Source organism: Micromonospora sp. MGP-C2 (assembly GCF_057766525.1).
The window spans coordinates 3,607,336-3,632,320 of the sequence record NZ_JBYMEN010000002.1; the positions used below are offsets into that span (position 1 = coordinate 3,607,336).

At 70.6% G+C, this 24,985-nt stretch carries 27 protein-coding genes; 12 read left to right on the forward strand and 15 right to left on the reverse strand.

What is annotated here, in order from left to right:
* Window positions 1–344 precede the first annotated feature (344 nt).
* From AC3CF1_RS16350 to AC3CF1_RS16385, 8 genes are all read right to left on the reverse strand, one after another.
* Window positions 345–884, reverse strand: coding sequence for a hypothetical protein (locus AC3CF1_RS16350; protein WP_488450772.1), 540 nt, complete (start codon window positions 882–884; stop codon window positions 345–347).
* Window positions 881–1,330 carry a hypothetical protein gene (locus AC3CF1_RS16355; protein WP_488450773.1) on the reverse strand — a complete coding sequence of 150 codons (450 nt, stop codon included), beginning with the start codon at window positions 1,328–1,330 and terminating at the stop codon, window positions 881–883. The genes AC3CF1_RS16350 and AC3CF1_RS16355 overlap by 4 nt, the downstream gene beginning before the upstream one ends.
* A 134-nt stretch (window positions 1,331–1,464) precedes the next feature.
* Window positions 1,465–1,770 (reverse strand): hypothetical protein, encoded by a 306-nt coding sequence (locus AC3CF1_RS16360; RefSeq protein WP_488450774.1) that lies wholly within the window; start codon window positions 1,768–1,770, stop codon window positions 1,465–1,467.
* Complete coding sequence (locus AC3CF1_RS16365; protein ID WP_488450775.1) at window positions 1,767–2,033, reverse strand: hypothetical protein; 267 nt, start codon at window positions 2,031–2,033, stop codon at window positions 1,767–1,769. Before AC3CF1_RS16365 ends, AC3CF1_RS16360 begins: the two co-directional genes overlap by 4 nt.
* Window positions 2,030–2,299: a TubC N-terminal docking domain-related protein gene (locus tag AC3CF1_RS16370; protein WP_488450776.1), complete on the reverse strand. Its 270-nt coding sequence runs from the start codon at window positions 2,297–2,299 to the stop codon at window positions 2,030–2,032. Before AC3CF1_RS16370 ends, AC3CF1_RS16365 begins: the two co-directional genes overlap by 4 nt.
* Window positions 2,296–3,558, reverse strand: a complete 1,263-nt coding sequence (locus tag AC3CF1_RS16375; RefSeq protein WP_488450777.1) for an AAA family ATPase — start codon at window positions 3,556–3,558, stop codon at window positions 2,296–2,298. The genes AC3CF1_RS16370 and AC3CF1_RS16375 overlap by 4 nt, the downstream gene beginning before the upstream one ends.
* Window positions 3,555–3,977, reverse strand: coding sequence for a hypothetical protein (locus tag AC3CF1_RS16380; RefSeq protein WP_488450778.1), 423 nt, complete (start codon window positions 3,975–3,977; stop codon window positions 3,555–3,557). The genes AC3CF1_RS16375 and AC3CF1_RS16380 overlap by 4 nt, the downstream gene beginning before the upstream one ends.
* Complete coding sequence (locus tag AC3CF1_RS16385) at window positions 3,974–4,165, reverse strand: helix-turn-helix transcriptional regulator (protein ID WP_488450779.1); 192 nt, start codon at window positions 4,163–4,165, stop codon at window positions 3,974–3,976. The genes AC3CF1_RS16380 and AC3CF1_RS16385 overlap by 4 nt, the downstream gene beginning before the upstream one ends.
* An 89-nt stretch (window positions 4,166–4,254) precedes the next feature.
* Between AC3CF1_RS16385 and AC3CF1_RS16390 the strand changes: the two genes are divergently transcribed.
* Window positions 4,255–4,716 (forward strand): helix-turn-helix domain-containing protein, encoded by a 462-nt coding sequence (locus AC3CF1_RS16390; RefSeq protein ID WP_488450780.1) that lies wholly within the window; start codon window positions 4,255–4,257, stop codon window positions 4,714–4,716.
* On the forward strand, window positions 4,703–5,857 hold the full coding sequence (locus tag AC3CF1_RS16395) for a tyrosine-type recombinase/integrase (RefSeq protein ID WP_488450781.1): 1,155 nt from the start codon (window positions 4,703–4,705) through the stop codon (window positions 5,855–5,857). Before AC3CF1_RS16390 ends, AC3CF1_RS16395 begins: the two co-directional genes overlap by 14 nt.
* Before the next feature lie 43 nt (window positions 5,858–5,900).
* On the opposite strand, the gene AC3CF1_RS16400 is transcribed toward AC3CF1_RS16395, so the two are convergent.
* The 3 genes from AC3CF1_RS16400 to AC3CF1_RS16410 form a co-directional block, all read right to left on the reverse strand.
* Complete coding sequence (locus AC3CF1_RS16400; RefSeq protein WP_007465523.1) at window positions 5,901–6,155, reverse strand: Smr/MutS family protein; 255 nt, start codon at window positions 6,153–6,155, stop codon at window positions 5,901–5,903.
* A gap of 138 nt (window positions 6,156–6,293) precedes the next feature.
* A complete protein-coding gene (locus tag AC3CF1_RS16405) occupies window positions 6,294–6,662 on the reverse strand; it encodes a tetratricopeptide repeat protein (protein WP_099848795.1) in 369 nt (122 codons plus the stop codon).
* Window positions 6,663–6,773: 111 nt separating this feature from the next.
* A complete protein-coding gene (locus AC3CF1_RS16410) occupies window positions 6,774–7,544 on the reverse strand; it encodes an ROK family protein (protein ID WP_088950313.1) in 771 nt (256 codons plus the stop codon).
* Between the two features lie 62 nt (window positions 7,545–7,606).
* On the opposite strand from AC3CF1_RS16410, the gene AC3CF1_RS16415 reads away from it, so the two are divergent.
* The 3 genes from AC3CF1_RS16415 (at window position 7,607) to AC3CF1_RS16425 (ending at window position 10,535) form a co-directional block, all read left to right on the forward strand.
* Window positions 7,607–9,244 (forward strand): ABC-F family ATP-binding cassette domain-containing protein, encoded by a 1,638-nt coding sequence (locus tag AC3CF1_RS16415; RefSeq protein ID WP_088950314.1) that lies wholly within the window; start codon window positions 7,607–7,609, stop codon window positions 9,242–9,244.
* A 38-nt stretch (window positions 9,245–9,282) separates the two neighbouring features.
* Complete coding sequence (locus AC3CF1_RS16420; protein ID WP_088950315.1) at window positions 9,283–9,591, forward strand: hypothetical protein; 309 nt, start codon at window positions 9,283–9,285, stop codon at window positions 9,589–9,591.
* 218 nt (window positions 9,592–9,809) lie between these two features.
* Window positions 9,810–10,535, forward strand: coding sequence for a methyltransferase domain-containing protein (locus tag AC3CF1_RS16425; RefSeq protein ID WP_488450782.1), 726 nt, complete (start codon window positions 9,810–9,812; stop codon window positions 10,533–10,535).
* A 17-nt stretch (window positions 10,536–10,552) separates the two neighbouring features.
* On the opposite strand, the gene AC3CF1_RS16430 is transcribed toward AC3CF1_RS16425, so the two are convergent.
* Entirely contained in the window at window positions 10,553–11,560 is a 1,008-nt protein-coding gene (locus tag AC3CF1_RS16430) for a LacI family DNA-binding transcriptional regulator (RefSeq protein WP_488450783.1), read from the reverse strand.
* Between the two features lie 146 nt (window positions 11,561–11,706).
* Between AC3CF1_RS16430 and arfA the strand changes: the two genes are divergently transcribed.
* From arfA to AC3CF1_RS16455, 5 genes are read left to right on the forward strand one after another with little or no spacing between them, the layout of a single operon-like run.
* Entirely contained in the window at window positions 11,707–13,221 is a 1,515-nt protein-coding gene (arfA, locus tag AC3CF1_RS16435; RefSeq protein ID WP_088950318.1) for an arabinosylfuranosidase ArfA, read from the forward strand.
* A gap of 59 nt (window positions 13,222–13,280) precedes the next feature.
* Window positions 13,281–14,612 carry an ABC transporter substrate-binding protein gene (locus AC3CF1_RS16440; protein WP_088950319.1) on the forward strand — a complete coding sequence of 444 codons (1,332 nt, stop codon included), beginning with the start codon at window positions 13,281–13,283 and terminating at the stop codon, window positions 14,610–14,612.
* A gap of 6 nt (window positions 14,613–14,618) precedes the next feature.
* On the forward strand, window positions 14,619–15,584 hold the full coding sequence (locus AC3CF1_RS16445; RefSeq protein ID WP_354981695.1) for a carbohydrate ABC transporter permease: 966 nt from the start codon (window positions 14,619–14,621) through the stop codon (window positions 15,582–15,584).
* A gap of 10 nt (window positions 15,585–15,594) precedes the next feature.
* Entirely contained in the window at window positions 15,595–16,452 is an 858-nt protein-coding gene (locus AC3CF1_RS16450) for a carbohydrate ABC transporter permease (RefSeq protein WP_172862114.1), read from the forward strand.
* On the forward strand, window positions 16,449–17,477 hold the full coding sequence (locus AC3CF1_RS16455; protein ID WP_488450784.1) for a glycoside hydrolase family 43 protein: 1,029 nt from the start codon (window positions 16,449–16,451) through the stop codon (window positions 17,475–17,477). The genes AC3CF1_RS16450 and AC3CF1_RS16455 overlap by 4 nt, the downstream gene beginning before the upstream one ends.
* 50 nt (window positions 17,478–17,527) lie before the next feature.
* Here the strand turns inward: AC3CF1_RS16455 and AC3CF1_RS16460 are convergent, their stop codons facing one another.
* The gene (locus AC3CF1_RS16460) at window positions 17,528–19,024 is read right to left on the reverse strand and encodes an amino acid permease (RefSeq protein WP_488450785.1); all 1,497 of its coding nucleotides are present in this window, start codon (window positions 19,022–19,024) and stop codon (window positions 17,528–17,530) included.
* Between the two features lie 206 nt (window positions 19,025–19,230).
* On the opposite strand from AC3CF1_RS16460, the gene AC3CF1_RS16465 reads away from it, so the two are divergent.
* Both AC3CF1_RS16465 and AC3CF1_RS16470 read left to right on the forward strand, forming a co-directional pair.
* Complete coding sequence (locus AC3CF1_RS16465; RefSeq protein WP_354981699.1) at window positions 19,231–20,901, forward strand: glycoside hydrolase family 10-like protein; 1,671 nt, start codon at window positions 19,231–19,233, stop codon at window positions 20,899–20,901.
* A 180-nt stretch (window positions 20,902–21,081) separates the two neighbouring features.
* The gene (locus AC3CF1_RS16470; protein ID WP_354981700.1) at window positions 21,082–21,621 is read left to right on the forward strand and encodes a phospholipase; all 540 of its coding nucleotides are present in this window, start codon (window positions 21,082–21,084) and stop codon (window positions 21,619–21,621) included.
* Window positions 21,622–21,753: 132 nt separating this feature from the next.
* Here the strand turns inward: AC3CF1_RS16470 and AC3CF1_RS16475 are convergent, their stop codons facing one another.
* On the reverse strand, window positions 21,754–24,594 hold the full coding sequence (locus AC3CF1_RS16475) for an ATP-binding protein (protein ID WP_488450786.1): 2,841 nt from the start codon (window positions 24,592–24,594) through the stop codon (window positions 21,754–21,756).
* Between the two features lie 152 nt (window positions 24,595–24,746).
* Window positions 24,747–24,962: an FmdB family zinc ribbon protein gene (locus AC3CF1_RS16480; protein WP_088950326.1), complete on the reverse strand. Its 216-nt coding sequence runs from the start codon at window positions 24,960–24,962 to the stop codon at window positions 24,747–24,749.
* Window positions 24,963–24,985 lie beyond the last annotated feature (23 nt).

Sequence of the window (24,985 nt, forward strand, 5' to 3'; positions counted from 1 at the left end):
GCCGTCCCCTCCCCCGGCTATCGAGCGGGACCGCCGGGGAAGGCTGCCGGAAGTCCGCCGGGTTCAAACATTCCTTGGTACAAACGCAGAGTGACCGAGAGTGACCCAGCCGGGAAATCTCAGGGGTCCGCACTGCGAGCCCCCTCTCCGGCGGTCCTGCTCCGAGGGGGTGGGGAGGGGTCTGGCCCCTCACCCTCGGTCTGCGCCCACCCTCGGTGCTCACTGTGAGTGAGGGTGGCCCGGACGGCGGCGCAGGTCGGTCAACGCTGCGAGGTGAGCCACCAGCTCGCGACCTTCGCTCCCGCTGGTGCGGGTGACGTTGACGCCGCCGTCCGGGCCTGTGCTCACGCGGCGGCGTTGCCCTCGGGCTGTTGCGCCTGCGTGCGGATCGACCGGGCTCGGTCGACGATGGCGGCCAGGTGCTCGTCGTCGAGGCTGGCCAGGTTGGTCGCGGCCCGTTCGGTGAACTGCTCGCGCAGCTCGGCGTCGGGGTCGCGCTTCACGTCCATGCCGCTGGCCCAGCGGTGAACGCGCTGCACGGCGGCACTCAGCCCGGGGTGGTCGATGCGGGCGTCCGGGTCGTCGCCGTACTCCTCGAACATCTGGAGCACCACCGCCCGGTCGGGCTCGGACGCCGCGGCGTGCCGCACCCCGTAGGGCAGCTTGAGCAGCAACTGCGGGTCGAGGCCGCTCGCGGTGAACGGCGGCACGTCGGCCTTGCCGCCCGCGAACAGCTTCGGCGCCGGGCTCTCGGTGCTGGCCGCCTGGTGCGCGGTCGGGCTGAGTGCGGCCACGTCGTCAACGATCGGGTTGACCGCGAACGGGTCGATGCTGACGCGCGTACGCCGGTCGAAGTTGGACAGGCTTTCGTATGGCTCGGTCATCGGACGGTCGCCTTCCTGTGGTTGGTGTTGCGGACCAGCGGCGCGGGTTGCGGCGCTGCGGCGTAGGTGGCGGGGTCGGTGGGCTCGATGTAGCCGAGGGACAGGAGGTTGTCGTACTCGGCCTGGTTGACCCACTTCGGCAGGGCGGCGCCCTGGTAGGCGTAGACGACCTGCCCGTCGGGTCGGCGCAGCTGCACCAGCGCCGCGGTGATGAGCATGTCGGGCATGTCGACGACAGCCGGTGGGCGCGTCGGCTCGGCCGGCGGCGTCTGGTCGACCAGCTGGATGAGGTCGTTTGCGATGAGGTGGTTGAACTCTTCGGGGCCGACCCAGTTGGGCACGGGTTCCCCGCGGTACAGGTACTTGAGTGCCCCGTCGGGTCGGGTGACGCCGATCAGGTGGCCGGTGACGACCATGTCGGGCATCTGGGTGGTCGAGGTGGTCATGGTGGCTCCCTTGTGTGTGCCCCGGCCGCGACTGGTGCCGCGACAGGTACGGGGCTTGGTTCGTCGGGTGGTGCCCGTACCCCTCGACGGGGCCGGATCTTGGCTCAGATTTGCTCTCAGCGGGCCGGTGCTGGTCACGCGGGCATCCCTCGGTACGGGTCGTCGCGGATCTGGTAACTGCCGCCGGTCCGCTGGGCCAGGTCGGTAACCGCTTCGGCCACTTCGGACGCGAACGCCTCGCGGGTCTGGTGCGGCGCGCGGAGGAATACCAGCGCCGAGGTCCGGCCGGCACGGCGTAGGCGGGCGAGCATCGGGCATGTGTCGTCGTGCCGAACGTCGACCTGAGCGGTGCGCCGGTTGACGTTGACCACGCTGCGGCAGTCGGGGCACCGGTTGGCCTTGCGGAGGTCGCGCACGTCGGCGCCGGTGAGCTTCTTCATCGGGTGGCCTCCCGGATGGCTCGTGCCGCGCCTGCTCCGGCTTCCTCCTCGGTGTGCCCGTAGGCGAACACCCGCCCGGAGGCGTCCGGCTCGACGTTTGCGCCGGGCGTGTAGGGGCCGGCCAGGGTTACCGGCAGCAGGTCAACATTCGGGTCGTCGTCGGCGACGTACCAGGCGACGACGCGATCTACCTCGATGGAGGACTGAGCCGATTCGGTGGTGGCCAGGAACAGGGGGTACGGCTGGGGGATGAACGTGGTCATGACACTCCCTCGGGTCGGCTGGGCGCGTGCGGATCGCATCGCCAGCCGCAGGCGTAGAGACGGGCAGGGCTGGCACCGCAAGGCGTGACGCCCGCGTTGCAGGGCTTCCGGTTGGTCAGGTGCGCAATCACGGTTGGCTTGCTGGCGAGCAGCGCGCGGGCCAGGTCGCCGGCCTCTTGCGGCCCTCGGATCACCAGCCGGTCGCCGTCGACCTGAACGCGCAGCCCGGCGGCGCGGGCGTCGTGGATGAGACGGGCGACGGTCATGCGGACCACTCCTGTTCCGGTGACTCTGCGTCAAGGGGCAGGGTTGGCTCGTCCGCCAGTCCGGACAGTGGGGACACCAGTCCGGCCACTCCGGACAGGCCCTGGTGTGTGTCCGGAGTGGCCGGACTGTGGCCGGACTGTCCGGACTGGGTGCGCAGCTTCCACACGCTGCGTGACGGGAAACCGACCCGTTCGGTGTCGACTCCGGCCCGGTCACGGGAGCGTCGGAGGGTCCGCTCGTTGATCCCGTCGCGCTTCGCGGCCTTCTGGATGTCGTCGAACCCGGCCTCACCGCCCTGGTCGGCGAGGTAGCCACGAAGCCACTCGGCGGCGTCGTTGCGGTCGCTGCGGTCGTCGGCCGACTCCTGTGATGCGTGGAGCAGGTCGGCAGCGGTGTAGCCCACCGGCCCCTCGTCCCACTCGACCCGGGCGCACCCGTGCTCCGGACTGTCGAGCAGGCGGTAGGCCAGGCTCGCCGGGATGGCCGTGATGTTCGCCTTGGTGCACGCCACGATCACCCGGTGCTCGTCCTCGGGGTCACGGGCGAAGGTGAACCCGAGCCGGGCGGCACCGATGATGCCGATGGACCCGCCGCCCCGATAGAGCGCGTTGTTGCCGCCACCCTTGGTGTTGTGGCGGATCAGCTTGATCGCGGCGCCCGTTTCCTCGGCCATCTTCGCCAGCGGGGCAAGCGCCCGGCGCACGTCCTGGTCGCGGTGACTGTTGACGTCACCACCGAGGTACGCCATGAGCGGGTCGATGATGACCAGCGCGGCCCCGACCTGCTCGACGGCGGCACGGATGCGGCCGATGTCGCCGGGCAGGGCCGGCATCCGCTCGTACAGTTCGCCGGCCTCGTCGTCCCAGCTGGTGATGCCGGTCAGGGCGACAACCCGATCCAGGTCGGCGCCGGCCGCTTCCAGTCGTGGGCGGATGGTGTCGCCGAGGCCGTCCTCTGCGGAGAGCAGCACGACGCCGGCAGGGGTGCATCCGGGTTGACCGTCGGGCCACGGCTTACCGGCCGTGATGCGTGCGGCGAGGTCGGCGGTGGCGGTGCTCTTCCCGAGGCCGGGGTCGCCGTCGATGACGTGGAGCTTCCCGCGGGCGATGTAGCCGGGCCAGAGCCAGTCGATGTGCTCGCGCTTCACGTCCGACAGCCGCACCAGCTTGACCCGGGACTTCGGCTGCTCGCCGGTCGCTGACGCGTACGCCGCGTACAGATCCGGCTCGGCGTCGGGGTCGTACGGGTTGTCGGTCACGCTGCTACCCCTGCCGGCTCGGTGATGATCTGCCCGGGGCCGAGGCGCACGCCGCCGCCGCCGGGGACCGCAACGGGTGGCCAGTCGGGGTCGTCGAACTTGAGCCCGGGGGGCGGGTTGCTGCCGGGCATGGACGCGATGCGCTCGGCGACCCGCTGCTCGTACGTCTTGCGGGCGAACGGCTTCCAGGTGGCTTCCGTCTCGCACATCTCGTTGCGCTCGAACACTCGGCCAGCGGTGAACGCGTACCTGATGGCGCGCTCCATCTCGGCGAAGCGACGGGCGCTGCAACCGCCGGGCGGACACCAGCCGGCGAGGGGCTGGCGAATGTCGGCGGCGTGCGTAGACTGGCTACTGGTCTTGCCGACCTGCTCTGCCGCCGCCCCGTTGCCCGCGGGGCGGCTGTGTGTCTGGGTCATGCGACCTTCGCCCCCGCCTGTCGGTCGAGGTACTTCTCGACGTCAGCCCACCGGTAGCGGATGCGCCCGCCGACCTTCGCCCAGCGCGGGCCGGTCTTCAGGTACCGCCACTGGCGGAGGGTCTTCTCGGCCACGCCCAGGTAGGCCGCGACCTCTCGCGGGTCTGCCAGCGGTTTCCGCTCGGTCATCTTTCGTTCCTCTCAGGCACAAACAAGGACCTGTGAGGACTATGCGGGACGGTATGGCTTGTGTCAAGCCGGTCCGCTATGGTTCCCGCATGGAACAAACCGCAGAACCTGCGCGCCCGACATCAGTGATCGCCAGTCGCATCCGGGCTCTTCGCCAGCGCCACGGGTGGACCGCCGACCAGCTTGCCGAGCGCATGACGGACGCTGGAGTGCCGTGGACGCGCATCGTGGTGACGAAGATGGAGACCGGGCGGCGCCCGTCCGTGAGCGTTGAGGAATGGCTCGCGCTCGCGCTGGTGCTTGACGTCGCGCCAGTGCACCTCCTCGTGCCCACTGACGACGAAGCCCGCGCATACGCGGTCAGCCCTTCGAGGCCGCCTATCGGGGCGTGGGAGGCCCGAGAATGGATCCGGGGACGCGTACCGCTAGAGACGCTTGGGCAAGACCCGCGGGTCTACTTCAGCGAGGTGCCAGCGGGTGAGTTCCGGATCGACCAGCAGGTAAGCGATCGGGTCGCCGACAGGCACCGGGGCACCGATGGCGAGCGTTGAGAAACGCGTCAGGGAGCGCACGAAGCGCGGCGGGACAGGGGTCGAACTCAACACGACGTACCTGGTCCGCTGGCGGGACGAGGCCGGCCAGCAGCGGAAGAAGTCGTTCACCCGGAAGGTAGACGCCGACCGGTTCCGCAGCGAGGTCGAGCACAAGCTGAACACCGGCAGCTACGTCGACCCGAAGGTCGGCAGGCAGACCTTCCAGGTGTACGCGGAGGCGTGGCGGGCGGCGCAGCCTCACCGGCACAACACAGCGGTGCGCACTCGCTCGCAGCTGGAGAAGCACGTCTACCCGGTGTTCGGGTCACGTCCACTCGCGGCGATCCGTCCCAGCGAGCTACAGGCGTTCGTGACCGGGCTGTCGGCAACCCTCGCCCCGGGGTCGGTCCGTGTCGTCTACTCGACCGTCCGCGCCATCTTCGCCTCGGCGCTCCATGACCGGATCATCGTTCACGACCCGGCACCACCGGCTCGCAGCGGACGGAAGGGCGTGCGTCTGCCCGAGCGTCCGCGAACCCAGGTGGTGCCGCTGACGGTCGAGCAGGTCGAGGCGATCCTCGCGGCACTGCCGCCGGCGTACGCCGCCACCGGCGTACTAGCGGCCGGGGCAGGGCCCCGGCAGGGTGAGGTGTTGGGGCTGCGGGCCGAGGACGTCGACCAGGAGGCGCGCACGATCAAGATTGACCGGCAGGTCCAGCCGGGCCCAGACGGCACGGTCGAGGAATGCGCCCTGAAGAACGGGCCGAGCTACCGGACGGTGCCCGTCGGCCAGGTGGTGCTCGACGCGCTGGCGCCACACCTCGACGACACCAAGCCGGGCCAGTGGTTGTTCCGTGGCAAGGACGGGAAGCCCCTGCACCGGTCGCGGTACAACGAGTCGATCTGGCGGCCAGCGGTGAAGGCGGCTGGCGTCGAGGGTGCGACGTTCCACGATCTGCGGCACTTCTACGCCTCGGCATTGATCCGAGGCGGCCTGTCGGTCAAGGTGGTGTCATCGCGTCTCGGGCACGGCAACGCCGCCGAGACGCTCAATACCTACAGTCACCTTTGGCCGGACGACGAGGACCGGACGAGGCAGGCAATCGACGACGTACTACAGGGCCATGTGCCCCACATGCGCCCCAACGACGGGAAGTGATCTAAGGTGCCGCAGGTCAGGGCCAGTTTCATACCGGGTGGCGCTATTTCCAGCGGAAGTGCACGAAGAGCCTGCCGAAGTTCTTCGAATCCTTCTCCACGCGGTGGTAGAGCTGCTTGACGTCCTTCTGGTCGAGGAACCGCAGCACGCGTTTCTTGAGCTGACCGGACCCCTTGCCGGGGATGATCTCGACGAGGGTGGCCTTCTTCGCCACCGCCTCGTCCATGATTCCGCGCAACGCGCGGTCGATGTCCTGGCCCTTGTTGAAGATCTCGTGCAGGTCCAGCTTGAGCTTCATGCCGCAGTCCCCGGCCGGTCAGGTCCCATGTCCGCCATCCTAGGGCCCGTTTCACGAGGACCGGCCGGCCCGCGGCGGGCCCGGAACGACGGAGGGGCGGCCCCGGAGGACCGCCCCTGCCACGTCACCGTTCCACGCTCAGCGTGTGCCGCCCACCCGGGTCTCCACCCGCTCCAGCGCGATCCGGTAGTCGTCGTTGGTCGCGTACATCGCCGCGGCGATCCGCAGGTGCCGCAGCGCGTCGTTGTGCCGGTTCAGCCGCTCCAGCGTCCGACCGAGCACGTGGTGCGAGTAGTGGTCACTCGGGTCCCGGTCGACCAGCTCCCGCAGGTGCTCCTCGGCGCGGTTGAGCTGCGCCGACTGGAAGTACGCCCGGGCCAGCAACTGCCGTACGGCCGTGTTGCCGGGTTCGGCGTCGATGATCGGCTCCAGCAGTCGGGCCGCTCCGCTCGGGTCACCGGTTTCGAAGAACATGGTCGCCCGCCGGTAGTCCGCCAGAAGATCCATCTGCCCACCCCCTCGGGTCGCACCGTCACCTGTTCCGACGCTGGCACAACACCGGGCGTTTGGCGACTGTTCCCGGCAGTCGCGATCGGGTCAGTTGCGGCACCGAGAAGGTCAGGTGCGGGCGTCCCGGCGGCCGACGGAGAGCTCCCACGCGCGGACACCGCCGACGATCCCGGCGGTGTTCGGCACCACCACCACGTCGTCGCCCATCCGGGCCAGCTGCTCGGGTCGGATCAGCCGGGAGTTGCCCCCGCCCAGGTAGAGGCGGTCCCAGCGGAACACCGGGCGGAGCCCGTCGACCACCTGCCGGATCCGCCGGGACCAGAAGGCGTCGCCGAGCCGCCGGCGTTCCGGCTCACCCACGTACGTGTCGTAGGTGGTGCCCCACCGCACCGGCGCGTGTGACAGCTCCAGGTGCGGTGCGAGCACCCCGCCGTCGAAGAGCGCGCTGCCCAGCCCGGTGCCCAGGGTCAGCACCAGCTCGCAGCCGGTGCCGGCGACCACCCCGGCGCCGTGCACCTCGGCGTCGTTGAGCACCAGCGCCGGCACCCCGAACGCGTCGGCCAGCGCGCCCCGCGCGTCCCAGCCGGACCACTCGGCGAGCAGATCCGGGTCGACGCGGCTGCGGGGGCCGCTGCGGGTCACGTAGTGCGGCGTGGCGACCACCACCCCGTGCCGGATCATGCCGGGTACGCCGACGGTCAGGCGGTCCGCCGTTGGCAGGCGCCCGCCCAGATCGAGCAGGGTTCGGACGAAGAGCTCAGGCGGCAACGGGTACGGCGTGGGCACCCGCAACGGCCGGGCCCGCATCGTTCCCGCCTCGTCGAGCACGGAGGCCTTGATGCCTCCGCCGCCGCAGTCGATCGCGAGTGTGGTCACCACGTCGTTGAGTCTGCCCGCTGCCGGCCGCTCGTATGCGCGGGGCCGGATAGGCTGCCGTCCTGATGAGCGCCACGATGATCGTCAAGGACCTGGCAGCCGGGCACGGCGACCGCCCGCTTTTCGCCGGATTGGACCTGGTGGTCGCCCCCGGTGACGTGATCGGCCTGGTCGGGCCGAACGGGGCCGGCAAGTCGACGCTGCTGCGTACCCTCGCCGGGTTGCTGCCGGTCGAGGCCGGCAGCGTACGACTCAGCCCGCCCTCCGCGAGCGTCGGGCACCTGCCACAGGAGCCGGAACGGCGGCCGGGCGAGACAGTACGGGACTTCCTGGCCCGGCGGACCGGGGTGACCGCCGCGCAGGCGGCGTTGGACGCGGCGACCGAGGCGTTGACCGCCGGGGCGGCGGGTGCTGACGACGCGTACGCCGACGCGTTGGAGCGCTGGCTCGCCCTCGGCGGCGCGGACCTGGACGAGCGCGCCGAGCAGGTGAGCGCCGACCTGGGGCTCGCGGTCGACCTGGACCACCCGACGACCGGGTTGTCCGGCGGTCAGGCGGCCCGGGCCGGGCTGGCGTCGCTGCTGCTCAGCCGCTACGACGTGTTCCTGCTCGACGAGCCGACCAACGACCTGGACCTGGCCGGGTTGGAGCGCCTGGAGGAGTTCGTCACGGGGCTGCGCGCCGGCACGGTGCTGGTCAGCCACGACCGCGAGTTCCTCACCCGCACGGTGACCCGGATTCTGGAGTTGGACCTGCCCCAGCAGCAGGTGCACCACTACGGCGGTGGCTACGCGGCCTACCTGGAGGAGCGCGAGGTGGCGCGCCGACACGCCCGCGCGGACTTCGAGGAGTACGCCGACACCAAGGCCGGCCTGGAGGCGCGGGCCCGCACCCAGCGTGGGTGGATGGAGAAGGGCGTGAAGAACGCCCGCCGCAAGGCCACCGACAACGACAAGATCGGCCGCAAGTTCCGCAGTGAGTCGAGCGAGAAGCAGGCCGCCAAGGCCAAGCAGACCGAGCGGCTGATCGAACGGCTCGACGTGGTCGAGGAGCCGCGCAAGGAATGGGAGCTGCGGATGGAGATCGCCGCCGCCCCCCGCGCCGGCGCCGTCGTGGCCACGCTGCGAGGCGCTGTGGTACGCCGAGGCGGGTTCACCCTCGGCCCGGTCGACCTCCAGATCGACTGGGCGGACAGGGTGGCGGTGACCGGGGCGAACGGCTCGGGCAAGTCCACCCTGCTGGCGGCGCTGCTGGGGCGGCTGCCGCTGGACGCTGGCACCGCCACACTCGGGCCCGGGGTGGTGATCGGCGAGGTGGACCAGGCCCGAGGGTTGTTCCTCGGCGACGCGCCGCTGATCGACGCGTTCCACGCGGCCGTACCCCACATGTCGCCGGCGGACGCGCGGACCCTGTTGGCCAAGTTCGGGCTGCGTTCGGCGCACGTGCCGCGACCGGCGGCCACCCTCTCCCCCGGCGAGCGGACCCGGGCGGCGCTGGCCCTGCTCCAGGGTCGCGGGGTCAACCTGCTGGTGCTCGACGAGCCCACCAACCACCTGGATCTTCCCGCCATCGAGCAGCTTGAGTCGGCGCTGGCCAGCTACCCCGGAACGCTGCTGCTGGTCACTCACGACCGGCGGATGCTGGCCGCGATCGAGACGAACCGGCGGCTCCGCGTCGACGGCGGGCGGATCGCCGAGGATTGATCCGTGCCGGCGGGCCAGCGCGGGGTGAGAATGACGCCATGCTCAAGTGGGAGTACGCCCTGCTGGTCCGCCGCCGCCAGGCCGCGACCAACGACCTCGGCTGGGAGGTCGTCTTCGTCTGGTACGGCCCGGACGGCTCGATGGTCGACGTGACGCCGTACGGCGACACCGCCCTGGCCCACCTGAACCGGGCCGGTGACCAGGGCTGGGAGTTGGTCGCGATGAGCGAGGACCCGTCCCTGCCCGGCAACAACGAGCTGCACCGCTATCACCTCAAGCGGCCGAAGCCCGCCGAGCCGCCGCCCCGCCAACGGATGCGCGGCGGTCGCCGTACCCTTTCGGGCTGACCCGAGCCGGCTGGCCGGCTCGGCCCGTGCCGGCGGTGGCTCCTTCGAGCGTGATGCCACACAGTCATCTTGATGCCTGTGTGGCATCACGACGGTTGCCGTCCTGCCCCGCATCCTGCGACACGCCCATGGCCCGCCGCGCCGGGGCAGGCGACGACGCGGACGAGCGGGGCATACCGGGCGCGATTGCGGGTATCGCGCGGCGGGAGGTGGCCCGAATGGTCGCTTTGGCACTGACTCCGCCCTCGGCCGACCGGCTGCGGGCGATCGACGATTCCCTCGCCCAGGCATGGGCGGACCAGGCTCGACACGACGACCGGCTGCGGGGCCTCGCCGTGGAGGTGCGGTTCGACCGGGGGGTGGCCCATCTCAGCGGGGACGTCGCCGAGCCGAGCCAGTTACGGCTGGTACGGGACCTGGTGGGCCGGCTGGCCGGCGTCTACGGCATCTGGTGCCGGGTCGGCATCGGGGGGAAGGCGCCGGTGGTCGTGGACCTCGGTTGCGGGCCGACCAAGCAGTGGTCGAGCAACCTGGGGCTGGACATCTATCCGGCGCCGGGGGTGAACGCGGTCGCGGACCTGTCCGGCTCGCTGCCACTCGCGGACAACTCGGTGGACGTCCTGTTCGCGGTGCACATCCTGGAGCACCTGATCGACTTCCTGCCGCTGGTGGACGAGTGTCACCGGGTGCTGCGGCCGGGTGGCGTGCTGCACGTGATGAGTCCCTGGTGGGGGCACGTGAACGCGGTGGCCGACCCGACACACGTCCGACTGATGGACGTGCAGACGTTCAAGGGGATCTGCCAGGGTCGCCCACCGGGCACCCCACGGTGGTATCCCCTGCACGCAGGCTGCGACGGCGCCTCGATCTTCGCCGACCTGACTCCGCTACCACCGGACGCCGACACCGCCCCGAAGTCCCACCTGGCCCGCTTCTTCGACTGACCGGCCCGGTGACCGGCTTACGGGGTCCGGGTGGATTCGCGGAATTCCAGGCGGTAGGGGGCGGAGACCTCCTTCGCCGGGGCGGTGCGGTCGCCGTCCAGGCGGTTGGCGAGGAGTTCGACCGCCAGTTGGGCGATCTTCTCCTTGTCCGGGGCGACGGTGCTCAGGGTGGGGATGGAGAACCGGCCGTCCTCGATGTCGTCGAAGCCGACCACCGCCACGTCCTCGGGCACCCGCAGACCCGCCTCGTGCAGGGCGCGTAGGGCACCCAGGGCGAGCGTGTCGTTGAAGCAGAAGACGGCGTCGGGGCGAACGCCGGAGGTGAGCAGGCCCTGCATGGCGGCCGCGCCGTCGGCGCGGTGCCAGGCCGACGCGGGCGCCACCAGCGTTTCGTCGTAGTCGAGCCCGGCGGCGCGCAGCGCGTCGGCGTAGCCGGCCAGGCGCAGCCGGGCGCTGGCGCCCTCGTCGGTGCGCTGGGAGCCGATGGCGGCGATCCGGCGGTGGCCGAGCTGGATCAGGTGAGCGGTGATCTCCCGGGCCGCGGTCACGTTGTCGATCACCACTCGGTCGGCGGGGCCGTGTTCGACCCGCTCGCCGAGCAGCACCATGGGTGTGCCGTCCAGGCCGGTCAGGTCCTCGGCGGTCAGCGCCAACGGGCTGAAGATGAGCCCGTCGATCAGGTGGTCGGTGATGCCGGAGGCGACCACCCGTTCCTGCTCGCGCCGACCACCGGTCTGGTCGATCAGCACCGTCCAGCCGTAGGCGGCGGCAGCGTTGACCACGTAGCGGGCCAGCTCGGCGAAGTACGGGATGTCCAGTTCCGGAACGGCCAGCGCGATCACGCCGGTGCGGCCCTTGCGCAGGTGGCGGGCCGAGAGGTTGGGCCGGTAGTTGAGTTCGGCGATCGCCTCCTCGACGCGGGCACGGGTGTCCGGCCGAACGTGCACGTAGCCGTTGACGACGTTGGAGACGGTCTTCACCGACACCCCGGCCCGTTCAGCCACGTCCTTGAGCCTGTGTCGCACTCCGCAACCTCCCCGATGTAACCCAGCGCACCATACCTCGTCATCAGCTCTTTACAACGTTGCCTACAACGTTGTAGAAACGATGGACACCGGGTGAACGGTGACCGCGCTCACCCGGCATCGGCACGAGGAAAGGTGGCACCCCCTTGCGGACCGCGCAGCTGACGATCGACCCGGCCTTCTCCATCGGCCCGGCCGACCGACGCCTCTTCGGCTCATTCGTCGAGCACATGGGGCGGTGCGTCTACGGCGGCATCTACGAGCCCGGCCACCCCAGCGCCGACTCCCGGGGCCTGCGCCGCGACGTGCTGGACCTGACCCGTGAGCTGGGCGTCTCGGTGGTCCGCTATCCGGGCGGCAACTTCGTCTCCGGCTACCGCTGGGAGGACGGGGTCGGCCCCGTCGGCAACCGGCCCCGCCGACTCGACCTGGCCTGGAAGACGATCGAGACCAACGCGTTCGGGCTGGACGAGTTCATGACCTGGGCCGCCGAGGCCGGCGTCGAACCGATGATGGCGGTCAACCTCGGCACGCGCGGGGTCCAGGAGGCACTGGACCTGCTGGAGTACGCCAACCACCCGGGCGGCACGGAGCTCTCCGACCTGCGGCGCAAGCACGGCGCCGAGGACCCGTACGGGGTGCGGCTGTGGTGCCTGGGCAACGAGATGGACGGCCCGTGGCAGGTCGGCCACAAGACCGCCGACGAGTACGGCCGCGTCGCCGCCGAGGCCGCCCGCGCGATGAAGATGATCGACCCGTCGATCAGCCTGATCGCCTGCGGCAGCTCCAACCGGCGGATGCCCACCTTCGCCTCCTGGGAGGCGACGGTGCTGGAGCACACCTACGAGCACGTCGACTACATCTCGGCGCACACCTACTACGACCCGTCCGACGGCGACCAGGCCAGCATCCTGGCCTCGGCCGTCGACATGGACAACTTCATCACCGAGGTCGTCGCGACCGCCGACCACGTGGCCGCCAAGCAGCGGCACAAGCGCAAGCTGAAGATCTCCTTCGACGAGTGGAACGTCTGGTACGAGTCCCGCCTCCAGGCCGACCTGGACCGGCGCGGCTGGGTCGAGGCTCCGGCGCTGATCGAGGACGACTTCACAGCGGTCGACGCGGTGGTCGTCGGCGACCTGCTGATCACCCTGCTGCGCCACGCGGACCGGGTCGGGGTGGCCGCGCAGGCCCAGCTCGCCAACGTGATCGCGCCGATCCGCACCCGCAACGGCGGCCCGGCCTGGCGGCAGAGCATCTTCCACCCGTTCGCGCTGACCGCCCGGTACGCCCGGGGCACCGTGCTGCGCACCGACCCGGTGTCGCCGCGCTACGACACGAAGAAGTACGGGGACGTGCCGGTGCTCGACACCGTCGCCGTGCACGACGAGGAGACCGGTGAGTTGACCGTCTTCGCGGTCAACCGGGGCTCCACCGATCTCCCGCTGGAGATCGATCTGCGCGGGCTGCCGGGTATGTCCGGCCTGTCCTTCCAGAGCATCGCTGCCGGGTCTGACCCGTCGGCGACGAACACCGAGGCCGACCCCGACCGGGTGACGCCTCGGGACCTTCCCACCCCCACCCCCGACGGCGGCCGGTGCACAGTGCGCCTGCCCGCCGTGTCCTGGAGCGTGCTCCGCTTCGGCCCGGCCAACGCGTAGGTGTCACACCGGTTCTGAGCAGGCACAATTCATCCGTCCCCCACAAGGAGAGATAAAGCATGATCCAGAACGACATGAGCCGGCGTCGCCTGCTCGGCCTCGGTCTCGGACTCGGCGCCGCGGCCTCGCTGACCCTCGCGGGCTGCGGTGGCGGCGACGACAGCGCCTCCGGCCCGGCCGCGGGCAACGGGGGCAAGGAGTACACCGGCCCCAAGGTGGACCTGAAGCTGTGGAACGGCTTCACCGGCGGTGACGGCGAGATCTTCAAGACGCTGGTCAACCAGTTCAACACCGAGCACAAGAACATCGCCGTGTCGGTGGCCACGTACCAGTGGGAGGACTACTACAACAAGCTCCCCGGCGCGGCCTCCAGCGGCAACGGCCCGGACATCGCGGTCATGCACATGGACCAGCTCGCCACCTTCGCCGCCCGCGGCGTGATCACCGAACTGGACGACGTCGCCAAGAACCTGGAGCTCGCCGAGGGCGACTTCGCCCCCACCGTGTGGAAGGGCGGGCTCTACAACAACAAGCGGTACGGCATCCCGCTGGACATGCACCCGCTGGGCTTCTACTACAACAAGTCCGTCATGCAGAAGGCCGGCCTGGACCCGAACAAGCCGCCGACGACGAAGGACGACTACGTCGCCGCGCTGACCGAGCTGAAGAAGGCCGGCATCCAGGGCTTCTGGGTCAGCCCGTTCCAGTTCACCGGCGGCATGACCTTCTACTCGCTGCTCAACCAGTGGGGCGCCACCCTGTTCGACGCCGAGGTCGCCAAGGCCACCTTCAACTCGGACCCGGCGGTCGAGGCGTGCACCTGGCTGGTCGACATGATCAAGCAGGGCTTCTCTCCGGCCAACGTCGGTCAGGACGCCGACTACCTGTCGTTCAAGAGCGGCAAGAACGCCTTCACCTGGAACGGCATCTGGCAGATCAACGATCTGAAGAAGAGCCCCGAGGTGCAGTGGGGCGTCGCCCCGCTCCCCCAGATCGGCAGCAAGCCGGCGGCCTGGGCCAACTCGCACAACTTCACCATCGTGAAGCAGCGGGCCAACGACGCCAACAAGGTCTCCGGCGCCAAGGTCTTCATCAACTGGCTCAGCGAGCACTCGCTGGACTGGGCGAAGGGCGGCCAGATCCCGGCCCGTAAGGCCGTCCGCGAGGGCGCCGAGTTCAAGGCGCTGCCGGAGATCTCGTCGCTCGCCCCCGAGCTGGAGTACGCGGCGTTCCCGCCGGCGGCCCCGGGCCTCGGCGAGGTCATGACCACCTTCTACAACTCCTTCAACGAGGCCGCGCTGGGCAAGAAGTCGCCCAAGCAGGCGCTGGACGACGGTGTGGCGAAGGCCAACAAGCAGCTCGAGGACAACCGCAAGAAGTACGGGAGCTGATACCCCGTGGCGGACGTGATCGAGGTCGGGGCGGCGCGCGGTGACGCGCCGCCCCCGGCGGCCAGGGCAGCCCGCCGGGCCGCCTCGGCGGGTCGGACCGGACGGGCGACGCCATATCTGTTCCTCGCCCCCTACCTGGTCCTGTTCGGGGTGTTCGGCCTGCTGCCGATCGTCCTCGGCCTCTGGCTGAGCGTGCACCAGTGGGACTTCCAGCTGCCCAACCGGCCGTTCGTCGGGTTGGACAACTACAAACAGCTCTTCTCCAGCGACTCCGCCGTCTACGGCGACTGGTGGCAGAGCATCCGGGCCACCGCGATCTTCACTGTGCTGTCGGTGCCGCTGCTGGTGGTCGTACCGCTGGGGTTGGCACTGCTGCTCAACCGGTCCTTCCCGGGCCGGACGTTCTTCCGGGCGATCTACTTCGCTCCGTACGTGCTGGGTGTCGCGGTGATCGGCCTGCTCTGGCGGTTCCTGCTCGACGCCAACCTGGGCCTGGTCAACCGGCTCCTCGGCGTGGTCGGGTTGCCGTCGGACACCCCCTGGGTGACCAACATGCCGTGGGCGTGGATCTCGCTGGTCGGGGTGACCGTCTGGTGGACCTCCGGCTTCAACGCGGTGATCTACCTGGCCGGCCTCCAGGACATCTCGCCGGAGCTGTACGAGGCGGCCCGGATGGACGGCGCGAACGCGTGGCAGCGGTTCCGCAACGTCACACTGCCCGGGCTACGGCCGGTGCTGCTCTTCGTGATCACGACGACAGTGCTCGCCTCGGCGAACATGTTCGGCCAGTCGTTCCTGATCACCCAGGGGACGCCCGGCACGGAGACCCGCACTGTGGTGTGGTTCATCGTCGAGGAGGGCCTGCGCAACAACAACGCCGGTCGGGCCGCCGCGATGAGCATCGTGTTCGCCCTGCTGCTGGCGGTCGTGAGCATCGCCAACTTCCGCCTCTTCCGCTACAAGGAAGACTGAGGGGACCGCCATGACGACGCCCACGCCGACCACCGACGGCTCCGCACCGGGGCTGCGCCGGGTCGGGCTCTACGCCACCCTGGTCGCACTGGCCCTGATCTTCCTGGTCCCGCTGGTGTGGATGGTCATCACCTCACTGAAGACCTACACGGCCGCCCAGCAGATCCCACCGAGCTGGCTGCCGAACCCGCTCGCCGGTTACGGCTACGAGCAGATCCTCAACAACTCGGCGAACCCGGTGCTGCGCTGGTTCCTCAACAGCATGGTGGCCGCCACGCTGCACTCGGCGTTGGTGCTGGTGACCGCCTCGATGGCCGCGTACTCCCTGGCCCGGCTGAAGTTCCGGGGTCGTGGGGTGACCTTCGCACTGATCGTCGGGACGCTGTTCATCCCGCCGACCTCGCTGATCATCCCGAACTTCCTGATCGTCGACCAGCTGAACTGGATCGACACCCTCGCCGTGGTCGTGGTGCCCGGCGCGGCCAGCGCGTTCGGGGTGTTCTTCCTGCGGCAGTTCTTCCTCTCCCTGCCGAACGAGCTGGAGGAGGCCGCCACGCTGGACGGCGCCAACCAGTGGCAGATCTTCTACAAGGTGGTGCTGCCGCTGTCCAGGCCGGCGCTGGCCACCCTGGCCGTGCTGTCGTTCCTCACCAACTGGAACGACTTCCTCTGGCCGATCTTCGTGCTGTTCAGCCCGGAGAATCTCACCCTGCCGCCGGGCCTGGGCCTGCTCCAGGGCTCGTACGTCACCGACTACCCGGTGATCATGGCGGGCGCGGTGCTGGCCAGCCTGCCGGTACTGATCCTCTTCGTGCTGGCCCAGCGGCACATCATCCAGGGTGTCTCCCGCAGCGGTCTGAAGGGATGAGGCGTACGACCGCCCGGCGACGTGGCGCGGCGGCGATCGTTCTCGCCGCCGCGTTGCTCGTCGCGGGCTGCTCCGACGGCACCGAACCCACCCCCACCACGAGCAGCGGGAGCGACTCCAGCGTGTTCACCAACCCGGTCGTGAAGACCGACGCCCCGGACCCGCAGGCGATCCAGGTGGGCGACACCTGGTACCTGTTCCACACGAACTCCGGCGGCCGCAACGTCCCGGTGCTCACCTCGACCGACCTGGTCGACTGGACCGAGGCCGGGGATGCCCTGCCGACGCTGCCGGACTGGGCGGACGCCGGCAAGACCTGGGCGCCCGAGGCGATCCAGCTCGCACCGGAGGTGTTCCTGCTCTACTACACGGTCGCCGGCCGGGAGTCCGGGCGGCAGTGCGTCGGGCGGGCGGTGGCCAGCGCGCCGCAGGGACCGTACTCCGACGACGCGGCCGGCCCGCTGATCTGCCAGGCCGACCTGGGCGGTGCGATCGACGCCAGCCCGTACCGGGACACCGACGGCAGACTGTGGCTGCTGTGGAAGAACGACGGCAACGCGATCGGGGTGGACACCTGGCTCTGGTCGCAGCGCCTCGCCGACGACGGCCTGACCCTGGTCGGTGAGCCGACGAAGCTGCTGAAGCAGACCGAGCCGTGGGAGGGCACCCTGATCGAGGGGCCGTTCTTCCACCGCCAGGACGGTCGGCTGCTGCTCTTCTTCGCCGCCAACGCGTACGACCGGGCGGAGTACGCCGAGGGCTACGCGGTCTGCGAGGGCCCGACCGGCCCGTGCGTGAAGGCAGGCGAGAACCCGATCCTGAAGAGCAACGAGGCGGCCTCGGGCCCCGGCCACGGGTCGATGGTGGTCAAGGACGGGCGAACCTGGCTGCTGTACCACGCCTGGCCGCCGGGCCAGGAGGGCAGCACCGACCCGGGGCGGCAGGTGTGGCTCGACGAGGTGACCTGGGCCGACGGCAAGCCGGTCGTCAAGGGCCCGACGGCCACGCCGCAGCCCCGCCCCTGAGCTGGCCGTGCGGAAGGGTCCCGAAGCTGGGGCCCTTCCGCACGTGTCGGTCAGGCGGTCGGCTCGCGCGGGCCCGGGGCAACCGCCGGCTCGTGCTGGGCCAGCCGGTTGCGGCGGTGGCCGTAGCCGAAGTAGATGACCGCGCCGAGCAGCATCCAGGCCAGGAACCGCAGCCAGGTCTCCACCGACAGGTTGAGCATCAGGTAGAAGCAGGCCAACGCGGAGACGATCGGCAGCACCGGGGAGAACGGCACCCGGAACGGCCGCTCCAGGTCGGGGCGCTTGCGACGCAAGATCGGCACCGCGACCGACACGAGCACGAACGCGCAGAGCGCGCCGATGCTGACCAGGTCGGCCAACGCGGACAGCGGCAGGAAACCGGCCAGCAACGCGACCGCCACCGTCATGATCGCGGAGATCCGGTACGGGGTGCCCCAGCGCGGATGCACCTTCGCGATCGAGGGCGGGATCAGCCCGTCCCGGGCGATGGCGAACCCGATCCGGCCCATCGCCACCAGGTCGACGAGGATGACGCTGGTCAGGCCGGCGACCGCAGCGATGGAGACCAGCACCGCCGCCCAGCCCGCGCCGACCGACTCGAACGCCGACGCGATGGGGGCACCCCGGTCGATCTCGGTGTAGGGCACCATCCCGACCACCACCAGCGAGACACCGATGTAGAGCACTGTGGAGATCAGCAGCGTGCCGAGCAGACCCAGGGTGAGGTCCCGCTTGGGCTTCCGGGTCTCCTCACCCAGGTTGGCCACGGCCTCGAAGCCGGTGTACGCGAAGAAGACCACCGCGGCGGCGCTGAGCACCCCCACGAAGCCGAAGACCGACGGCTCCAGCCCGAAGAGCGCCTGCGTGACCGGCTGCTTGATGCCGTCGTCGCCGCTGCCGGCGGGCTCGGCCGGTGGGATGAACGGGGTGAGGTTGGCGGCCTTGACGAAGAACAGGCCGGCGACCACCACGAAGACGCAGATGGCCACCTTGACCAGCACCAGCAGGTTGGTGATCCGGGCGGACTCCCGGATTCCGACGATCGCGACGATGCCGAGGATCAGCACGATGGCGATGGCGCCGATGTTGACAGTGCTGCCCTCCTCGCCGAACCAGCGGGTCGGCAGGTCGAGCAGTTCGGCCAGGTAGCCGGACCAGCCTCGGGCCACCACGGCGGCGCCGAGCGCGAACTCCAGCAGCAGGTCCCAGCCGATGATCCAGGCGACGATCTCGCCCATGGTGGCGTACGCGTAGGTGTAGGCGCTGCCGGCGGTCGGCACGCTGGAGGCCAGCTCGGCGTAGCAGAGCGCGGCCAGCAGGGCGACCACGCCGGCTATGGCGAAGGAGATCACCACGCCCGGGCCGGCGCTGTCGCGGGCCTCGATTCCGGTGAGGGTGAAGATGCCGGTGCCGATCACGATGCCGATGCCGAAGCCGGTGAGGTCGATCGCACCGAGCCGCCTCTTCAGCCCCAGCTGGCCGTCGCTGCCGTCCGCCTCACCTTGAGCTATCACGTCCTTGATCGGTTTTGTGCGCAGCACGGACATGCGCTCACCCCTCCCACCACCGTGCGACCACCCCCGTGGCGGCCGGTGACCGGCGTTGCTACCCAGCGACGGGAATGGTCAACCACGAGCCCTTGCGGTAACGGCCCGACTGTGAAAATTTCCTACCAGCGGTAGATAGCCGTCGGCGAATCTTGCCGAGGGTGCCGCGCTCATCACACGGGAGCCCCAACGGAGGGACACACCGCATGAAGCCAACTCGCCTCGCAGCCGCCGGGCTGATCACCACCCTGCTCGGCAGCCTCGTCGCCGCCGCCCCCGCGAACGCGGCGCCCGACACAGCCAGCGCCACCAGCACCTCCAGCACCAGTTGCACCACCGACCCCGCCACACCGAAGCGGCAGTTCCGGGCCATGTGGATCTCGTCGGTGGTCAACATCGACTGGCCCAGCAAGGCGTCCCAGACCAGCCCGGACCGGGTCGCCGCCCAGCAGGCCGAATATCGGGAACTGCTCGACCTCGCCGAGCGGCTGAACCACAACGCCGTCGTGGTGCAGGTCCGGCCGACCGCCGACGCGCTCTGGCCGTCGCCGTACGAGCCCTGGTCGGAATACCTGACCGGCACCCGTGGGCAGGACCCGGGCTGGGACCCGCTCGCGTTCCTGGTCGACGAGTCGCACAAGCGCAACCTGGAATTCCACGCGTGGTTCAACCCGTACCGCGTCTCCATGCCGGCCCCCGGCGGCGCCGGCGCGGACCTCAACCTGCTCGCCCCCGGCCACCCGGCCCGGCAGCACCCCGACTGGACCTTCGCCTACCCGCCGGCCGGCGTGGCCGGCAGCCGGCTCTACTACAACCCCGGAGTTCCCGAGGTACGTGAGTTCGTGCAGACCGCGATGATGGACGCGGTCAGCCGGTACGACGTCGACGGCGTGCACTTCGACGACTACTTCTACCCCTACCCCAGCGGCAGCTACCAGGTGCCCGACGACGCCGCCTTCGCCGCACACAACCGGGGCTTCACCGACCGGGCGGACTGGCGGCGGGACAACATCAACCTGCTGATCCAGGAGATGAACGGCAAGATCAAGGCGGCGAAGCCGTGGGTGAAGTTCGGGGTCAGCCCGTTCGGCATCTGGCGCAACCAGACCGCCGACCCGCTCGGCTCGGACACCACCGGCAGCCAGTCGTACGACATCATCTCCGCCGACACCCGCAAGTGGGTCAAGCAGGAGTGGATCGACTACGTGGTGCCGCAGCTCTACTGGTACATCGGCCAGTACCCGGCCGCCGACTACGCGCGACTCGTGCCGTGGTGGGCCGAAACGGTGCGCGGCACCCGGGTGCAGCTCTACATCGGGCAGGCCGACTACAAGAGCGGCGACCCCGCGTACGGGCCGTTCTGGCAGAACCCGCGCGAGCTGTCCGACCACCTGACGCTCAACCGGTCGTACCCGGAGGTGCAGGGCAACGTGCACTTCTCCGCCGTCCAGGTGCGGGCCAACCGCCTCGGCGCCACCGACATCTACGCGGCCGAGCACTACTCCCGGCCCGCGCTGGTGCCGGCCATGACGCACCTGCCGGCCAAGCCACTGCTCTTCCCGGTGGTCACCAAGGCGGCCCGACAGGCCGACGGCGGAGTACGGCTGACCTGGCGCCAGCCGGCGGACGGCGCCGGGCCGTTCGGCACCGCCACCTCGTACGCGATCTACCGTTTCGACGGCACCACAGTGCCCGGCCGGTGTGCCACGGCGGACGCCGCGCACCTGGTCGACACCGTCCGGGCCACGCCCGGAGGCGCACAGTCCTGGGTGGACACCTCGGCCGTGCCCGGTAAGCGCTACACCTACCAGGTGACCGCGCTGGACCGGTCGGCCAACGAGAGCCCGGCCAGCCCGCCGGCATTCGTCCTGCGCTGACCCGTTCTCCCGAATGCCCCGGGCGCCTCGCGCGCCCGGGGCATTCGTCTGTTTGAACGCATGTCACCAATAGTTGGCGAGGCACATACCGAGCAGTTGATCAGTTGATCGAAACTGATCGACATCCGGTGACCCGCCGGTAACTTCCGTCCCACCCGCCCACCCCCGCGGAGGTAACCCGTGCCCCGACGTCTCGCCACCCTGTTCGCCTCCGGCGCGCTCGCGCTGCTCGCCACCCTCGCCATCGCCTCCCCCGCCGCCGCCGTCACTCCCGCAGAGAAGCTGTCCGTGCTGTCCAGTTGGACGCAGACCAGCGCGTCCAGCTACAACGCCTGGAACAGCGCCCGGGTCAACCGGGCCCCCTGGGCCGAGTACAACTTCAACTGGTCCACCGACTACTGCTCGTCCAGCCCGGACAACCCGCTCGGGTTCACCTTCAACCTGGGCTGCTACCGGCACGACTTCGGCTACCGCAACTACAAGGCGGTCGGCCAGTTCCCCGCCAACAAGTCCCGACTGGACAGCGCCTTCTACGAGGACCTGAAGCGCGTCTGCACCACGTACAACGCAGTCGTCCGACCCGCCTGCTACAGCCTCGCCTGGACCTACTACCAGGCGGTCAGCGTCTTCGGTTCCGTGGCGGCCGTACAGCAGGCCGACATCGACCGCGCCGCAAAAATGAAGGCCAAGGCCGAAGCCGCAGCCGCCGCCCGCGCCTAACCCCAACCCCACCCCACCCCCTTCGCCCGTTGATCATGAAGTTATTGCCCGTCCGCCCGGCGTGTCGCAGCAATAACTTCATGGTCAACGACGGCGGGTGAGGGTGGGCCGCAGTGGGTGGGGTCGGGTTGGTTAGGCGCGTTCGGTTCGGGTTGCCGGGTGGCGGTCCGGGTCGGCGGGTCGACGGGGGGTTGGCTGGGACAGGCCGGTGCTGAAGCGGGTCGAGTCGGCCGCCAGGTCCGGGTGTTCCACGTCGAGGGCCAGCGCCGCCGCCTCGTCCAGCCCCAACTCGGCACCCTCGCCGTACGCGTCGTCGAAGGCCGCGTCGCCCAGCACCGTACGCAGCTGCGCCTGCTGCTCCGCCCAGTAACCGCCGTAGATGCCCGGGGTCGCCCGCATGCTCGCCCGGGTGGCCTGCGCCGCCCCGAACAGGCGAGCCGCGGTCAACCGGTCCCCGCCGATGGCGCAGCGCACCGCGACCGCGTTCAACGTGTCGCACGCCCGGCCGTGGTAGCCGTGACCCATCCGGGAACGCAGCGCCACCAGCAGGTGCTCGTGTGCGGCGACGATGTCGCCCCGGGCCAGCGCGACCATCCCGAGCAGCATGTCCACCGAACGCCGACCCCGCTCCACAGGCCGGGCCGCCTCCACCGGGCGGACCGCCCCGAGCAGGTCGGCCGCCTCCTCCAGGGCGCCCCGCCGCCACAGCAGCTCGGCCAGGCTGAACACCGCGAACAGCGCTTCGCCGACCACGTCCTGCCCGTGCGCCCAGTCGATGACCTCCCGGCACACCCGCTCGGCCTCGACGAACTGCCCCATGTCCACCAGCGGCGCGGCCCTGCCGGCGAGCACCCGGGCCAGCAACCCGGCGTCACCGGCCTGACGGGCTGCTGCCTCCGCGCGCTGGGAGTAGCGCAGCTCCTCCGCGAACTCGCCGTCGGCGCCGGCGTGCAGCGAGTGCATGTGGTACGCCGCCGCCAGCTCCGCCTCCGGGATCCGCTCGCCCGTTTCGGCGATCCGCCCGTACAGCCGGAACAACCACAGCCGCCCCTCCCGGGCCAGGCCCCGCTCCAGCCACCACTGGTCCAGGCCACCAGCCAGACCCAGACCGGCACGGGCACTGCCACCGGTGGCGCACCATCGCAGCGCGGCGCGCAACTCCCCGGCCAACGGGTCCAGGGCGTACAACGACAACGTGACGGGCCGGCCGTCCTGGCCCAGGTGTGCCTGGCTCAGCGCATGCGCCGACCAGGCCACGTGCCGGTTCCGGGCGGCCTGCTCCTCACCCGCCTCGGCCAACCGCCGCGCCGCGTACGCCCGGATGGGGTCGAGCATCCGGTAGGTGCTGCCCGCCGCACGCGGCTCGGCCAGCACCATCGATTTGTCCACCAGCACCGACAGCGGGTCCAGCGGGTCGTCGCCCAGCAGCCACTCCACCGTGCCGAGGTCAACCGGCCCGGCGAAGACCGCCAGCCAGCGCAGCAGGCGGGCGGCCCGGGGCCCCAGCGTCCGGTACGACCAGGTGACGGTGGCCTGCATGGTCAGGTGCCGCTCGGTGGCCGAGCGATGCACCGCCCTGGTCGCCGGGCTTGGCGGTGTCGCGCCGGCCGCCGCCGCGACCAGGTCCACGGTGTCCTGCTGGTTGCCGGACCAGCCCCGCTCCACCGGCGGCGGCTCCGGGTCGTCCCGGCCGGCGTCCAAGGTGCCGAGCACGTCGTCCAGTCGCTCGGCGAGCTGGCCGACGGAGAGCACCCGCAGTCGGGCTGCGGCCAACTCGATGGCGAGCGGCAACCCGTCGAGCCGCTGCACCACCCGACGCAGATCCGCCGACTCGGCCGGATCCGGCTGCCGACCGCCGCGTGCCGCCGCCGTCCGGTCCAGCAGGAGCGCCACCGCGTCGCTCTCCGCGCCGTCCGGCCGTGGGTCGACCGAGAGCGGCGGGATCCGCCAGACCACCTCGCCCGGCAGGCTGAACGACTCCCGACTGGTGGCCAGCACCCGCACGCCGCTCCCACCGGACAGCAGCCGCGCGATCACCTCCGCGCAGGCGGCCGGTTGGGTGTCGCAGGTGTCCAGTACGACCAGCATGCGGCGGTTGGCCGCGTACTCGACCAGGGTGTCCAGCATCGGCCGGCCCGGCTCGGGGCGCAGGCCGAGCACCGCGGCGATCGCGAACGCCACCAGCCCCGGGTCGGTCACCGCGGCGATGTCGACGAACCAGACCCCGTCCGGGTACGCCTCGACGACGCCGCTGGCCAGCTCCACAGCGAGGCGGGTCTTGCCCGCGCCGCCCGCCCCCAGCACGGTGACCAAGCGGTGTTGTCGCACCAACAGGCCCAGCTCGACGCGCTCGGTCTGCCGACCGACGAACGACGTCACCTGGGTCGGCAGGTTGTGCGGCACCGTGTCGGCGGTGCGGGGCCGGGGGAACTGCCGCTCCAGGCCCGGTGCGATGAGTTGGAACAGCCGCTCCCGGTCGTCGAAGCCGCGCAACCGGTGCAGGCCCAGGTCGAGCAGGGTCGCACCGGGCGGCAACGGCTCGGCCCGACGGGCGGTGGACGCCGAGCAGAGCACCTGCCCACCGTGGGCGGCGGCGGCCACCCGGGCGGCCCGGTGCACCTCGGGGCTGGCGTACTCACCGTCGCGCGGCTCGGCGTAACCGGTGTGCAGGCCCATCCGCACCCTGGGTGCGGCTTCCGCTGTGGGCCAGTCGTGGTTGGACAATGCTCGTTGGGCGGTCAGGCAGGCGGTCAGCGCCGAGGCCGGGTCCTCGAAGGCGAGGAAGAACGAGTCGCCCTCGGTCAGCAGCTCCGCGCCCCCCGTGCTGGCCAGCGTCCGGCGCAGCAACCGCCGATGCTCAGCGAGCACCGGTCGGTAGTCCGGACCGAGCAGTTGGGCCAGCCGGGTCGAGCCCTCGATATCGGTGAACACGAAAGTCACCCAACCGCTCGGGAGCTGGATCCGTGGCGACATGCGTGGAACCTCCGCCCGTGACGTCGGATTCATGCTGCCTGAATCCGAGCGATCACGCATCGTGAGAACGGCCGGGCAGGTGCCGCCTCAAGGTGCCACTCGGACCCGCTCCCGGCAAGGACTGTCCACCAGGCGGCGGAGAACTGCCCCGATCAGCAGCCGCAGGCGCCACCGCAGCAGCCACCACCGGCGGGTGCCGGAGCACCACCGGCGGAACCACCCCGGCCGGTGACCGCGACGGCGGAAAGCAGCTTGACCGTGTCGGCGTGTCCCTGTGGGCAGGTGGCCGGCTCACCGGCCGCAGCCATCGAACGGTTGACCTCGAAGGTGTCTCCGCAGGCGCGGCAGCGGAACTCGTACCGGGGCATGGCACCCAGGGTACGTGGATCTG

What these genes read in the sequence shown, in the direction of transcription:
- AC3CF1_RS16450 (WP_172862114.1), top strand. Translation starts at nt 15,595, where the DNA reads ATGACGACGCCCACGCCGACCACCGACGGCTCCGCACCGGGGCTGCGC.
- AC3CF1_RS16390 (WP_488450780.1), top strand. Translation starts at nt 4,255, where the DNA reads ATGGAACAAACCGCAGAACCTGCGCGCCCGACATCAGTGATCGCCAGT.
- AC3CF1_RS16365 (WP_488450775.1), bottom strand. Translation starts at nt 2,033, where the DNA reads ATGACCACGTTCATCCCCCAGCCGTACCCCCTGTTCCTGGCCACCACC.
- AC3CF1_RS16455 (WP_488450784.1), top strand. Translation starts at nt 16,449, where the DNA reads ATGAGGCGTACGACCGCCCGGCGACGTGGCGCGGCGGCGATCGTTCTC.
- AC3CF1_RS16360 (WP_488450774.1), bottom strand. Translation starts at nt 1,770, where the DNA reads ATGAAGAAGCTCACCGGCGCCGACGTGCGCGACCTCCGCAAGGCCAAC.
- AC3CF1_RS16480 (WP_088950326.1), bottom strand. Translation starts at nt 24,962, where the DNA reads ATGCCCCGGTACGAGTTCCGCTGCCGCGCCTGCGGAGACACCTTCGAG.
- AC3CF1_RS16475 (WP_488450786.1), bottom strand. Translation starts at nt 24,594, where the DNA reads ATGTCGCCACGGATCCAGCTCCCGAGCGGTTGGGTGACTTTCGTGTTC.
- AC3CF1_RS16440 (WP_088950319.1), top strand. Translation starts at nt 13,281, where the DNA reads ATGATCCAGAACGACATGAGCCGGCGTCGCCTGCTCGGCCTCGGTCTC.
- AC3CF1_RS16350 (WP_488450772.1), bottom strand. Translation starts at nt 884, where the DNA reads ATGACCGAGCCATACGAAAGCCTGTCCAACTTCGACCGGCGTACGCGC.
- AC3CF1_RS16370 (WP_488450776.1), bottom strand. Translation starts at nt 2,299, where the DNA reads ATGACCGTCGCCCGTCTCATCCACGACGCCCGCGCCGCCGGGCTGCGC.
- AC3CF1_RS16465 (WP_354981699.1), top strand. Translation starts at nt 19,231, where the DNA reads ATGAAGCCAACTCGCCTCGCAGCCGCCGGGCTGATCACCACCCTGCTC.
- AC3CF1_RS16355 (WP_488450773.1), bottom strand. Translation starts at nt 1,330, where the DNA reads ATGACCACCTCGACCACCCAGATGCCCGACATGGTCGTCACCGGCCAC.
- AC3CF1_RS16420 (WP_088950315.1), top strand. Translation starts at nt 9,283, where the DNA reads ATGCTCAAGTGGGAGTACGCCCTGCTGGTCCGCCGCCGCCAGGCCGCG.
- AC3CF1_RS16380 (WP_488450778.1), bottom strand. Translation starts at nt 3,977, where the DNA reads ATGACCCAGACACACAGCCGCCCCGCGGGCAACGGGGCGGCGGCAGAG.
- AC3CF1_RS16405 (WP_099848795.1), bottom strand. Translation starts at nt 6,662, where the DNA reads ATGGATCTTCTGGCGGACTACCGGCGGGCGACCATGTTCTTCGAAACC.
- AC3CF1_RS16400 (WP_007465523.1), bottom strand. Translation starts at nt 6,155, where the DNA reads ATGAAGCTCAAGCTGGACCTGCACGAGATCTTCAACAAGGGCCAGGAC.
- AC3CF1_RS16395 (WP_488450781.1), top strand. Translation starts at nt 4,703, where the DNA reads ATGGCGAGCGTTGAGAAACGCGTCAGGGAGCGCACGAAGCGCGGCGGG.
- AC3CF1_RS16415 (WP_088950314.1), top strand. Translation starts at nt 7,607, where the DNA reads ATGAGCGCCACGATGATCGTCAAGGACCTGGCAGCCGGGCACGGCGAC.
- AC3CF1_RS16460 (WP_488450785.1), bottom strand. Translation starts at nt 19,024, where the DNA reads ATGTCCGTGCTGCGCACAAAACCGATCAAGGACGTGATAGCTCAAGGT.
- AC3CF1_RS16385 (WP_488450779.1), bottom strand. Translation starts at nt 4,165, where the DNA reads ATGACCGAGCGGAAACCGCTGGCAGACCCGCGAGAGGTCGCGGCCTAC.
- AC3CF1_RS16425 (WP_488450782.1), top strand. Translation starts at nt 9,810, where the DNA reads ATGGTCGCTTTGGCACTGACTCCGCCCTCGGCCGACCGGCTGCGGGCG.